Below are 12,143 nucleotides of genomic sequence, written 5' to 3' on the forward strand. Positions count from 1 at the left end.
GCACGGCCCCGTCAGCTGTCGGCGCCCTCAGCGCACCCGCTCAGCCCTTTGCCGGGTCGCGCCGGCGCCACAGGCTCAGCATCAGCCCGAGGGCGACGGCCAGGCCGCCCAGCAGCGCCAGCTGGCCCAGGTTGGCCGGGGCCCCTGTGTTCGGCAGCACCGGCTGGCTCGGGATGAGGCCCGGGGCCGGCGGCACCGGCGGCTGCGGCGGGTTCGGCGGCACCGGCGGCTGGGGCGGGTTCGGCGGGTTCGGCGGCACCACCGGGGTCTCCGGCTCGAGCGCGGTCGCGGTGACCTGCACCTCGTTGGAGGTGCTGCTCAGGTGCACGAACTCCGGGTGCCCGGGCTTGCCGCCCGAGACCTCGTCGTGGTCGAGGTAGGCGACGTTCCACAGCGTCGTGGTGAACACACCGTCCGCGTCGTACGGCGGCTCGTCGGGCAGCTCCGGGAACTGCACGACGAACTCGACCGTCCCGGCCACGTCGGTGATCGGCTCGCCGCCACCCAGCGCCCAGGTGATCTCGTTGCCGGGGCTGATGCTGACCTCGCAGATCGCCTGCAGCTCGCCGGTGCACACCGCCGAGTCCGGCACCAGCGTCGCCTGACCCGTGGAGGTGCTGTCCGCGGGGTCGAAGCCGGGCACGTAGTCGCTCAACTCGACGTTGTGGAACAGCTTCGGGCCGATCGCCTCGGCCGAGACGACGTAGCGCACCGTGTCGCCGTGCTCGACGACGCCGTCGCTCTCGACCCAGGCGTCGCCGATGAGCTCGAACTGCTTCTTCGCGAGGATCGAGAGGCTGCCCTGCGCGAAGTCGCGGAAGACGATCGCGGCCATCTCGCCACCGGGGACGAAGTTCCCGCCCTCGCCCTCGACGACGGACACCACCATCAGCGGCTGGTCCGGCAGGTGGTAGCCGACCGGGGCGGCGAGCTCCTCGACGAGGTACTCACCCGGCCGGATCTCGGCCCACTTCGCCAGGCCGGCGGGTCCGGTGACCTGCTCGCTCACGAGCGTGTCCTCGGGGCCGCGCGCCGGGTCCGAGGGGTCGGCGTACGGCTCGTGGTCCACGTAGAGGCCGAAGGTGGCGCCCCCGAGCACCGCGGCGGTCTCGAAGTCGACCTTCTTCACCACGAGCGTGGTGACGTCCGGGGTCTCGTGCGTCGTCGTGCAGTCCTCGGGCTCGACGCACTCGCCCGGGCCGTCCGGCTCCTCCGGCGTCGCGATGTTGACCAGATCCACACCCCACGCACCCTCGGTGTCGACGGTGACGGTGTAGTCCACGCTGGCGCTCTCGCCCGGGCCCAGCTCGGGGACCACCCACCGCAGGACCCCGTCGGTCAGGGTCACCCCGGCCGGCAGGGCACCCTCGTCGAGGCTGGCGTGCTCGAGCACGTCGGAGATGTCGTCCAGCACGACCGCGTCGTCCACGACCGCCGCGGCGGTGTCGTTGGTGACGGTCAGCCGGTAGCCGATGTCGTCCCCGGGCTCCACCACGGTGGGTGTGGTGCTGGACTTCTCCAGCACCCAGTGCGGCGTGTGGTTGACGGTCGTGCAGTCGGGGTCGCCCTTCTCGCACTTCTCGGCGCCGGACCCGGTCGCGTGGTTGCGCAGGGTCACGCCGTGCAGGTCCCCGACCCGGACCTGGTACTCGAGGGTCTGCGGCGTCCCGCCCAGCTCATCGATCGTCCACACCAGGTCGGTGCCGAGGAGCTCGGCGCTGCTGCCGGCCGGGGCGACGATGCTTCCCGGCACCAGCGTGCCCTTGCTGGGCATGATGTCGGAAAGGTCGTCGGTGACCACGGCGTCGAGGATCGCCACCCCGGTCGCCGACTTGGTCGCGGTGACGGAGTAGGTGATCACCTCCCCGCTGCCCACCGTCTCGCCGCTCCCGGGAGAGTTGGACTTGGTGACCGCCCATGTCGACGGGATCGCCCGGTTGGTGACCTCGCAGGTCACGGAGTCGCCGAGGCCGATCTCGACCAGGGTGTCGCCGCCCTCGGTCCAGGCCTTCGCGCCGGTGCACTCCCAGCCCACCTGCTCCCAGCCGTCCGGACCCCCGGACTCGGTCAGCGCGTAGGTGCCGACCTGCACGGCGGCGCCGCTGATCTCCGGCTCGCCCTCGGTGCCGCTGATCGTCCCTCCGGCCCCGGTGGCGACCAGGGTCCAGGCGGTGTCCGGCTCGACCACTCCGGTGTCGTTGGCGTCGACGCTCTTGAGCAGCGTCAGGTCCGGGGCCTTGGCGCGGTTGGTGACCGTGCAGGTGACGTCCTGGCCGAGCCCGACCATCACCGCGCTGCCGTCGTCGTGCCACGCGCCGTCGCACTGCCAGCCGACCTGGGCGTAGCCGTCCGGGCCGTCCTCGGAGAGCAGGTAGCGGCCCGTCCGGACGGCCTCGCTGACACCGCTCGTGCCGCTGACCGTGCTGGGCCCGGTGGCCGTGAGCTCCCAGGCGGACGCCGGGGTGGTGTCGCCGGTGCCGTTGGCGTCCACGTGCTTGAGCAGCGTGAGCGTGCTGCCCTGTGCGGTGTTGGTGACCGTGCAGGTGACGCGGTCGCCGAGCTCGAGCAGGACCCGGTCGCCGGTGACCTCCTCGCCGTCGCAGATCCACGCACCGGCGTCGTACCCGACCGGGCCGCCCCGCTCCGAGAGGTCGTAGCTGCCGACCGGGAGCCGGCCGGTGGCGCCGCCGGCACCCTCGAGGTACGTCGCCGGGTCGGTGCTGCTCTCGGCCCGCAGCGTCCAGTCGGTGGCCTCGGCGGTGCCGCCGGTGCCCGCGTTGTCGACGATCTTCTTCAGGGTCAGCTTCGGCTCCACCGCGGTGTTCGTGACCTGGCAGATCACGACGTCGCCGAGGCCGAGGGTCAGGTGCCCGGTGCCGTCCTCGTCGGTGCGGACCGAGGTGCTGTCGCACTCCCAGTCGGACTGCTTCCACCCGGGCGCGCCCGGCCCGGTCTCGAAGAGGTCGTAGTCGCCGATCATCATCGCGGTCGGTCCGAAGCCACCGGCCCCGGCCTCGGTCTCCGGCCCGGACGCGGAGAGCGTCCAGCGCTCGGGGTCGGCGTCGGCCCCGGTGTCCCCGGCGTCGGCGTACTTCACCAGGGTGAGCAGGGGGGCCACCGCGGTGTTGGTGATCTGACAGGTCACGGTCCCGCCGTTGGCCACCGTCACGACGTCGGACTCGCCGTCGAAGGAGCCGCCGACGCAGCTCCAGTCGCCCTCGATGAAGTCGTCCTCGTCACCGTCGTAGCTCTCGCTCAGGGCGTAGCGGCCGGCGTGCACCGCGGCGGCCTCGACGCCACCGGCGCCGGAGACCACGTCCTGCCCGTCGATGCCGAGCGGGGTCGCCGTGAGGGTGAAGTCCTCGGCCTCGATCAGCGTGCCCGAGCCGTCCGGGTCGAGCACCCGCTTCTGCAGGGTCAGGGTCCCGGGGTCGTCGTCGTTGGTGAAGGTGCAGGTGGTCTTGCGCCCGGCGGCCGAGGTCACCGAGGTGACCGGGGTCTGCGGGGCGTCGGAGCAGACGATCCCGGTCAGGGAGTAGCCCTCGGGGCCTCCGGTCTCGCTCAGGTCGAAGGTCCTGTCCGCGGCCACGGTGAACGAGCTGCCGGACGGGCCGGACCTGCCGCCCGCGTGCAGCGTCCAGTCCTCGGCACCGGCCGTGCCGCCGTCGTCGTTGACGACCTCCTTGACCAGCTTGAGCTTGGCCTCGCAGGTGACGAAGTTGGTCATCGTGTAGCGGTTCGCGCCCGCCTGCAGCCGCACCGTCGCCGGGATGATCCCGCCGTTGGTGTCGATGTGGGTGCCGGTGAGCGTGCACAGCGGGTTGGTGGTCCGTGCGTCCTCGCTCAGCAGCACCTCGTCGCCCGGCTTGAAGCCGCCGACGTCGGTGGCCCAGGGCTCGTGGAAGCCGCCGATGTGCACGTGGGCGTCCAGCTCGAGGTGCTCGGGCGTGGAGCCGTCGACGATCGGCGTACCACCGTTGATCACCCAGTACTTGTCGACCCGGACCGTCGCCTCCCGGGTGTTGGTGAAGGTGCAGGTCACGTGCTGGTCGTCGGCGAGGGTCACCGAGACACGGGCCTTGGCGAGGTCCTTCTGCGGCGACCCGCCGTCGCAGACGAGGCCGGTGAGCGACCAGCCGTCGGGGATCGCGGTCTCGGTGACCGTGGTGGTGCCGGGGGCCACCCGGTAGGTGACCTGGTTCGGGGTGTCGCTGTCCGGGTCGTCGTCCAGCGTCACCGCGGCCCCGCCGTTGGGTGCCGCGAGCGAGAACGTGAAGTCCTGGGCCGCGTCGGGCTTGGCGTCCTTGACGATCGTGATGACGCCCGCGTCGACGGCGGACGCCATGAGCTGGTTGTCCTGCTGGCCGACGTTGCCGCAGCTGAGGCCGGTGAGCGAGAAGTGGTACGACGCGCCGTTGATGGAGCCGGCGCCCGTGCCCGGCCCGTAGTCCACCTCCGAGGCGATGTGACCGTCCCAGGTGATCGTCACGGTGCCGTTGCTGCCGGCCGGGACGGTGAAGGTGATCGTCACGAACACGGTCTCGGCGAACGGCATGGGCGGGGTGGGGGCCGCGGCGTCCCAGGTGGCGGTGCCGCCGACGATGCCCAGGTTGCTGACGAAGTCGTAGGCGTACTTGCCGTTCTTCGTGCGGTCGTAGCTGAACTGCAGCGTGTGCTCCCCGGGCTGCAGGCCGTTGAGCACCGCCCGCTGGGGCACGTGGTCGCCCTCGGCGTAGGAGGAGTTGTTGTGGTTCAGGGCGCCGTTGATCCAGCTGCCGGTGCGGTCCTGCCGGGTGTTCTGCTGGAAGGACGACACGGAGCAGCCGGCGGTCTGCGTGGTGGGCGTCTGCTCGACCTGCTGGGTGAGCCGGCGCGTCGCGGGGGCCGGGCCGGCCGGGGCCGGCTCCTTCGTCGTGGTCGCGGCGGGGGCCTCGTCGGCGGGCTCGGCGGCGGGCTCCGGGGCGGGCTCGGGGGCGGGCTCCGGGTCACCGGCCGGCTCGGTCGCCGAGCCGGCGGCGCCGCCATCCGTGGCGGGAGCCGGATCCTCTGCCGCGGACGACGGGCTCTCCGTGCCGGCATCTGCTGCCGGGTCGACGCCGTCGGCGCCGTGCGCGGCCCCGCCGAGCAGCGGCAGCGACAGGAGCGCCACGGCCAGGGCCACCGCGAACCGGAGGACGATCTGGATGGAGCCGACCGGACGGCCGGCACGACGAGCGGATGCGTTCACAACTTCCCCCCACGGGCTGGAGGGCTCGCGCACCCGATGGCGCAGTCCCCCCAAGACTTCGAAGACCTCCCGGAACAGCTCCGGGAGTGCGACGTCCCGCCACCGGACCGACCTGACATCGGTCCGGGACGAGACGACATGTCACGTGCTCTCACCCTGCGTCCGCAGGCCGGTGGCGGCACTAGGGGTGGCCCCCAGTCCCCACCCCAGTGCCACGTGGGCCATGCGCCGGGAGCGTGGCGCCGCAGGGCCGGGGCGGGGGTCGGTGGCCGGTGGACCAGTCCGGTCCGGCCTTAGGGTGTCGCGCATGGACCAGACCACACCCTCGACCGTGCGACCGCGCGAGAACGTCGGCACCATCCCCGCCTACGTGCCCGGCAAGCCCCCGGTCGCCCGCCCCGGCCTGACGGCGTACAAGCTGAGCTCGAACGAGAACCCGTACCCGCCCCTGCCCGGTGTGGTGGCGGCGGCCACCTCGGTGGTCGAGCAGATGAACCGGTACCCGGACATGGGGTGCACGGCGTTGTACGACGCCCTGGCCGCGCGCTTCGGCGTACCCGTCGAGGACCTGGCCGCGGCCACCGGCTCGGTCGCGCTGATCTACCAGCTGCTGCAGGCCTTCTGCGACCCCGGGGACGAGGTGGTCTACGCCTGGCGCTCGTTCGAGGCATACCCGATCGCCGTCTCGGCGGCCGCCGCGACCTCGGTCCAGGTGCCGGTGACCGGCAGCGGCGAGCACGACCTCGACGCGATGGCGGCCGCGATCACCGACCGGACCCGGGTCGCGATGGTCTGCACGCCGAACAACCCGACCGGCCCCGCGGTGAGCCACACGGCGCTGCGCGCCTTCCTCGCGGAGGTCCCGCCCCGGGTGCTGGTCGTCGTCGACGAGGCGTACGTCGAGTTCGTGCGCCGCCCGGACCCGGTGGACGCGCTCGCGCTCTACCGCGAGTTCCCCAACGTGGTCGTCACCCGGACCTTCTCCAAGGCCTACGGACTGGCCAACCTCCGGGTCGGGTACGCCGTCGCGCAGGCGCCGGTGGCGGCCGCGCTCCGGGCGGTCTCGCTCCCGTTCGGCGTCTCCGGGGTGGCACAGGCGGCCGCCATCGCCTCGCTCGAGGCCGAGGACGCGCTGTTCGAGCGGGTCGAGGCGCTGGTGGGCGAGCGCACCCGCGTGCTCGAGGGGCTGCGCTCGGCCGGCTGGGAGGTCCCGGACGCGCAGGGCAACTTCGTCTGGCTGCCGCTCGGGGAGGCCACCCTCGACTTCGCCGCCGCGGCCGGCGAGGCCGGGATCACGGTCCGGCCCTTCGCCGGCGACGGCGCCCGGGTCAGCATCGGCGAGCCCGAGGCCAACGACCGCCTCCTCCAGCTCGCCGACCCGTCGTTTCTGCCGACCTGAGAGTCGCCGACCCGTCGCTTGTGTCGGCGTAACCCCGACACAAGCGACGGGTCGGGGTGGGTGGGGGTGGGTAGGTTCGAGCAATGAGCAAGGACAGCGGCACCCCGACGTACGTCGAGCCCGGCGAGGAGTTCGACCGGGACATGAACTACATCCCGGACCGGATCACCGCGGAGCCCGGCCGCTCCCGTGACCCGCACGACCCCGCGGCGCGGGACGGCGCCCTGGAGGTGGCCACCTGGCCAATCGAGCCGGGCCGGTACCGGCTGGTCGCCGCCCAGGCCTGCCCGTGGGCGAACCGGTCGATCATCGTCCGCCGCCTGCTGGGACTCGAGGACGTGCTCTCGCTCGGGACTCCCGGCCCGGTCCACGACGACCGGAGCTGGACCTTCGACCTCGACGAGGGCGACCGGGACCCGGTGCTCGGCATCGAGCGGCTCCAGGAGGCCTACTTCGAGCGGGACCCGGACTACCCGCGTGGGATCACCGTGCCCGCGCTGGTCGAGGTCGAGAGCGGCAAGGTGGTCACCAACGACTTCCCCTCGATCACCCACGACCTGTTCTTCGAGTGGCGCGACCACCACCGTCCCGGGGCCCCGGACCTCTGGCCGGAGGACGTCCGCGAGGAGATGGAGGAGGTCATGCAGCGGGTCTTCACCGAGGTCAACAACGGTGTCTACCGCTGCGGGTTCGCCGGGTCGCAGGCGTCCTACGACGCCGCGTTCGACCGGCTCTGGGCCGCCCTGGACTGGCTCGAGGAGCGGCTCACCGACCGGCGCTACCTCATGGGCGACGTGATCACCGAGGCCGACATCCGGCTGTTCACGACGCTGGTGCGCTTCGACGCCGTCTACCACGGGCACTTCAAGTGCAACCGGCAGCGGCTCACCGAGATGCCGGCGCTGTGGGGCTACGCCCGCGACCTGTTCCAGACGCCGGGGTTCGGCGAGACCATCGACTTCGAGCAGATCAAGGCCCACTACTACGTGGTGCACAGCGACGTGAACCCCACCGGGATCGTCCCGCGCGGCCCGGAGCCGGACTGGTGGGACTCCCCGCACGGCCGGGAGGCCCTGGGCGGGACGCCGATCGAGGCCTGGTGAGCGGCCCAGCGGGTGGCCTGGTGAGCACCGGCTCCTAGGGTTGGGCCCATGGGCAGCACGGGCGCCGGGGCCGGCCACGGCCATGCCGCCGGCCGGGCGGCGGACCGCGGGCGGTTGCGCCTGGTCCTGCTGATCACGGTCACGGTCCTCGTGGTCGAGCTGGTCGGAGCCCTGCTGACCGGCTCCCTGGCCCTGCTCGCCGACGCCGGCCACATGGCCACGGACGCGACCGGCGTCGTGATCGCCCTCTCCGCGGCGTACGTCGCCACCCGACCCGCCACCCCGCGTCGCACCTTCGGGCTGCACCGGGCCGAGATCCTCGCCGCGCTGGTCAACGCCGTGGTGCTCCTCGGGGTCTGCACCTTCCTGGGGTACGTCGGCGTGCGGCGACTGATCACGCCGTCGGAGGTGGAGGCGGGACCGATGATCGCGTTCGCCGCGGTCGGCCTGCTCGCCAACGCGGTCTCGCTGCTGGTGCTGCAGCGCTCCGACTCCGGCTCGCTGAACATGCGCGGCGCCTGGCTGGAGGTGGCCAGCGACCTGGTGGGCTCGGTGCTGGCCGTGGCGGCCGGGGTGGTCATCGTGCTCACCGGCTTCCACCGGGCGGACGCGATCGCCTCGCTGCTGATCGCCGGGCTGATCCTGCCCCGGTCCTTCTCACTGCTCCGCGAGTCGGTCTCCGTGCTCATGGAGTCGACGCCCCGCGGCCTGGACCTGGCGGAGGTGGAGCGGCACCTGGCCGGCGTGGACGGGGTGACCGAGGTGCACGACCTGCACGCGTGGACGATCACGAGCGGGATCCCGAGCCTGTCCGCGCACGTGACCGTGACCGACGAGGCGCTGGCGGCCCGGGGGGTGGGAGTGCTGCTCGACGAGCTGTCGGTCTGCGTGGCCGGCCACTTCGGCGTCCGGCACGCCACCTTCCAGGTGGAGCCGGTCAGCCACCGCCGGCACGAGGACCTCGGTGAGGCCGGCTGCGAGTAGCGGGCGCGCTCACTCCCCGGCGTCGGCCAGCCGGGTCCGGACGCTCACCTCGCGGTGCAGAGTGCGGTGCACCGGGCAGCGGTCGGCGATCTCGAGCAGCCGGGTCCGCTGGTCGTCGTCGAGGTCGCCGACGAGCTCGATCTCACGGTCGATGCGGTCGAGGTGGCCGGTGCTGGACTCGCACTCCTCGCAATCGCGGGCGTGGATCCGTGAGTGCGTGAGCCGCACCGAGACCCGCTCCAGCGGCAGCTCCTTGCGCTGGGCGTACATCCGCAGCGTCATCGACGTGCAGGCGCCCAGCCCCGCCAGCACCAGGTCGTACGGCGAGGGGCCGGTGTCCTGCCCGAGCGGGACCGGCTCGTCGGCGGTGAGTCGGTGGCCGCGGACGGTGATGTCCTGGCCGAACGGGTCGTCGGCGTTCTCGGTGACGGTGAGCACGGGGGCCTCGCCCTCCCCGTCACCCTCCCCGTCACCCGCGTCATCGCTCGCCTCGTCGCGCGCCCGGACCCCGGCCGGCTCCGCGGACGGCCGCTCCTCGGCCTCCGGCAGGTACCGGTCCGCCCACGCCGCCAGCACCCCGGCCGCGAACCGGGCGTCGCGGGGGACGCTCAGCAGGTGGTCGGCGCCGTCGAGCGCCACGAACGACTTGGGGTGCCTGGCCAGCTCGTAGATCTGGCGGGCGTTGTCGACGCCCACGGTCTCATCGATCGGGGAGTGCATGACCAGCAGCGGCACCCCGAGCTCGGCGATCCGCCGGTCCTGCGGCTGCGCGGCGATGTCGTCGAGGAACTCGCGTCGGATCCGGAAGGTGCGCTCGGCCAGGCACACCTCGCCCTCGCCGTGCTCGCGGATCGCCGCCAGCGACTCGGTGAAGAGGTTGGTCAGGTGCTCGGTCGAGGCCGGCGCGCCGACCGTCACCACCGCCCGGGTCTCGGGGATCCGGCCCGATGCCGCGAGGACGGCGGCCCCGCCCAGCGAGTGCCCGACCAGCACGGTGGGTGCCTCGTGGTGCTCGCGGAGGTACGCCGCGGCCTGCACGAGGTCGGCGACGTTGGAGGTGAAGTCGGTGTTGGCGAAGTCGCCGTCGGAGCCGCCCAGGCCGGTGAAGTCGAAGCGGAGGACGGCGATCCCGTGACCGGTGAGCGCGCGGGAGATCCGCGACGCGGCGGCGGAGTCCTTGCTGCAGGTGAAGCAGTGCGCGAACAGCGCATGGGCGCGGGGCGTCTCGTCCGGGAGCTCGAGCCGACCGGTCAGGGTGCCGGCCGAGCCGGGGAACTCCAGTCGTTCGGTGCGCATGCGTGCCTCCGGTCGGTGTCGGTCTCGTGTGTGCGGGTCCGGCCGGGGCCGGGTCCTACGGGGGTGCCTGGACCGTGATCGGATCCCCGACCGTGATCGTGCCAGAGCCCAGCACCCGGCAGACGGAACCCGCGCGACGGCGCAGGGCTTCCTGGGCGCCGGGACCGAGCTCGTCGTCCAGCAGCCGGCAGGGCGCCGCCACCCGGACCACCTCGAGCAGCACCGGGCCGATCCGGATCAGCGAGCCGGGTGCCGTGGGGACCTCGCCGTGGGAGAGCGTCACGTTGCGGCGGGTGCCCTCGGGCGGCACCGGTCGGCCCAGCCGCTCGGCCGCCTCCGCGAGGGCGGTGCCGCTCTGCACGGTCACGTGCCGGTGCCGGCTGCCGTGGTAGCGGTCGCCCACGAGGCCACGACCCTCCTCGGCCTCCACGGAGCCGACGGACCGCATGGGGAGCCGTCGCCCCTTGGCGACGTGCAGGTGCGTGACGGTCGGCCCGGTCACACCTGGGGCGCCGGACCGGTGCCCTGCCCGGCGTCCTCCTCGGCGGCGCGCGCCAGTCGGACCAGGGTCTGCTCGATGCCGCGCCGGTTGCGCTCGGGGAAGCCGGCCAGCGTGATGCCCAGCCGCCAGAAGCGGTTGTACCTGCTGTAGTCGAAGGTCTCGGTGACCTGGGTGCCGCCGTCGTCGGTCGGCTCGAGCTGGTAGCGCCAGCGGTGGCCGCCGAAGTGCCGCCACGCGATGAGCCGACCCTCCTCGAACTCCACGACCCGGTTGCGGATCTTGTAGGGCATCCCGAACATCTTCATGTCCACGCCGAACTCCGCACCCCGCTCGAGCCGGTCGGGTCCGGAGACAATCTCCTGCACCGACCCCGAGCCGTCGATCCGGGCGTGCTGGCGGGGGTCGGCGAGGATCGCGAAGACGACCTCGGGCGGGGCCGCGATCGCGGCGCGGGAGGAGACGGTGTGGTCGGTCATGCCCCCGACGTTACCCGCGGGTACCCGGGTCGGGGCGGTTGCCCCGGCGAGGCGGGGGCACCATGAGCCATGGACTTCGGACGGATCATCCGGGCGACGGTGGCGGCCACGCTCGCGTGGGTGGCGGTGCAGCCCTTCGGCGGAATGATCGACGACTACCGCTACTACGCGCCCCTGGGTGCGGTCATCGCCGTCACCTCGACGGTGGCGGGCTCGATGCGGGAGTCGGTCCGCACCGTGCTGGCGATGGCCCCGGGCGTGGCGCTGGCGGCGGCGGTCGCGCCGCTGCCGCAGCTGCCCGGGCTGGTGCTCGTGGTCGCGCTGGGCACGGCGATCGCGGTGTCCCCGGTGGGGGAGCGGCTCGGCGCGGCCGCGAGCTGGACCCCGGTGACCGCGGTGTTCGTGCTGGTCATCGGGGGCACCGATCCCTGGGAGTACGCCGCGGCGTACGTCGGCCTGACCGGGCTCGGCGCCCTCGTCGGCACCGTGGTCAGCATGGGCTGGCCGCCCCTGCCGGCCCGCACCGAGGACCAGGCGCTGGCCCACGCGCGGGCCGACCTGTCGCGTCACCTGGAGCGGGTCGCGCAGGCCCTGGGGAGCGACCTGCCGCCGTCCCGGGAGGAGTGGCGGCAGCAGGTCGGGGAGCTCGACGAGGTCATCGACCGGCTGCGGCTGCTGGCCACCTCCTCGGCCGAGGCGCGCCGGCTGAACTGGCGGGCCCGTCGCTGGCAGGTCACCGCCGGGGCCCGCTACGAGCGGGTCCGGGCCATGGAGCGGGTCGCGCTGCTCGTGGACGACCTCAGCGACCTGGTCCGCGACCAGGAGCACGCCGACCGGGACCTGGTGGCGCTCGGGCCGCCCCTGCGGCCGCCGGCGGCCCGCGCGCTCGGGGCGCTGGCCACGGCGCTCGGGGCGGTCGGACCGGAGCGCCCGGCGGCCCTGCGACAGGCCTACCACGAGGTCGAGCAGCTGGTGGTGGCGATGCGGGAGGTCCGGGAGGCCACCGGCGACGACCTGGTGACCGCCGGTGGCATCGTGACGGCCGCCGGCCGGGCCCTGGAGGCGCTCGCGAACCGCGGCCCGGCCCTGCCCGAGCGGCACGGCTGACCCGGACCGGCGCCGCGACGGCGGCCGGGGGACCGGGGTATCCGGGCTG

8 protein-coding genes are annotated in these 12,143 nt (G+C 73.4%); 4 read left to right on the top strand and 4 right to left on the bottom strand.

What is annotated here, in order from left to right; all coding sequences use genetic code 11:
- Nucleotides 1-40: 40 nt before the first annotated feature.
- Entirely contained in the window at nt 41-5,227 is a 5,187-nt protein-coding gene (locus IE331_RS00830; protein WP_192139578.1) for a DUF7927 domain-containing protein, read from the bottom strand.
- Nucleotides 5,228-5,534: 307 nt separating this feature from the next.
- Here IE331_RS00830 and hisC point away from each other — a divergent pair, with 307 nt between their 5' ends.
- The 3 genes from hisC (at nt 5,535) to IE331_RS00845 (ending at nt 8,713) form a co-directional block, all read left to right on the top strand.
- Nucleotides 5,535-6,626 (top strand): histidinol-phosphate transaminase, encoded by a 1,092-nt coding sequence (gene hisC, locus IE331_RS00835; RefSeq protein WP_192139580.1) that lies wholly within the window; start codon nt 5,535-5,537, stop codon nt 6,624-6,626.
- 83 nt (nt 6,627-6,709) lie between these two features.
- Nucleotides 6,710-7,729 (top strand): glutathione S-transferase family protein, encoded by a 1,020-nt coding sequence (locus IE331_RS00840; RefSeq protein ID WP_192139582.1) that lies wholly within the window; start codon nt 6,710-6,712, stop codon nt 7,727-7,729.
- A gap of 48 nt (nt 7,730-7,777) precedes the next feature.
- Nucleotides 7,778-8,713 carry a cation diffusion facilitator family transporter gene (locus tag IE331_RS00845; RefSeq protein ID WP_192139584.1) on the top strand — a complete coding sequence of 312 codons (936 nt, stop codon included), beginning with the start codon at nt 7,778-7,780 and terminating at the stop codon, nt 8,711-8,713.
- 9 nt (nt 8,714-8,722) lie between these two features.
- Here the strand turns inward: IE331_RS00845 and IE331_RS00850 are convergent, their stop codons facing one another.
- Genes IE331_RS00850 through IE331_RS00860 form a run of 3 tightly spaced genes read right to left on the bottom strand, consistent with a single transcriptional unit; the run spans nt 8,723 to nt 10,987 of the window.
- Nucleotides 8,723-10,009 carry a bifunctional alpha/beta hydrolase/OsmC family protein gene (locus IE331_RS00850; protein ID WP_192139586.1) on the bottom strand — a complete coding sequence of 429 codons (1,287 nt, stop codon included), beginning with the start codon at nt 10,007-10,009 and terminating at the stop codon, nt 8,723-8,725.
- A gap of 55 nt (nt 10,010-10,064) precedes the next feature.
- On the bottom strand, nt 10,065-10,511 hold the full coding sequence (locus tag IE331_RS00855; RefSeq protein ID WP_201930850.1) for an MOSC domain-containing protein: 447 nt from the start codon (nt 10,509-10,511) through the stop codon (nt 10,065-10,067).
- The gene (locus tag IE331_RS00860; protein ID WP_192139588.1) at nt 10,508-10,987 is read right to left on the bottom strand and encodes an SRPBCC family protein; all 480 of its coding nucleotides are present in this window, start codon (nt 10,985-10,987) and stop codon (nt 10,508-10,510) included. The genes IE331_RS00855 and IE331_RS00860 overlap by 4 nt, the downstream gene beginning before the upstream one ends.
- A 69-nt stretch (nt 10,988-11,056) precedes the next feature.
- On the opposite strand from IE331_RS00860, the gene IE331_RS00865 reads away from it, so the two are divergent.
- On the top strand, nt 11,057-12,094 hold the full coding sequence (locus tag IE331_RS00865; RefSeq protein ID WP_192139590.1) for an aromatic acid exporter family protein: 1,038 nt from the start codon (nt 11,057-11,059) through the stop codon (nt 12,092-12,094).
- Nucleotides 12,095-12,143 lie beyond the last annotated feature (49 nt).

This window comes from Nocardioides donggukensis, from assembly GCF_014842875.1.
Lineage (GTDB): Bacteria > Actinomycetota > Actinomycetes > Propionibacteriales > Nocardioidaceae > Nocardioides > Nocardioides donggukensis.

Bases quoted from the DNA above. Each gene is read 5' to 3' on its own strand.
- IE331_RS00845 (WP_192139584.1), top strand. From the start codon at position 7,778: ATGGGCAGCACGGGCGCCGGGGCCGGCCACGGCCATGCCGCCGGCCGG.
- IE331_RS00865 (WP_192139590.1), top strand. From the start codon at position 11,057: ATGGACTTCGGACGGATCATCCGGGCGACGGTGGCGGCCACGCTCGCG.
- IE331_RS00850 (WP_192139586.1), bottom strand. From the start codon at position 10,009: ATGCGCACCGAACGACTGGAGTTCCCCGGCTCGGCCGGCACCCTGACC.
- IE331_RS00860 (WP_192139588.1), bottom strand. From the start codon at position 10,987: ATGACCGACCACACCGTCTCCTCCCGCGCCGCGATCGCGGCCCCGCCC.
- hisC (WP_192139580.1), top strand. From the start codon at position 5,535: ATGGACCAGACCACACCCTCGACCGTGCGACCGCGCGAGAACGTCGGC.
- IE331_RS00840 (WP_192139582.1), top strand. From the start codon at position 6,710: ATGAGCAAGGACAGCGGCACCCCGACGTACGTCGAGCCCGGCGAGGAG.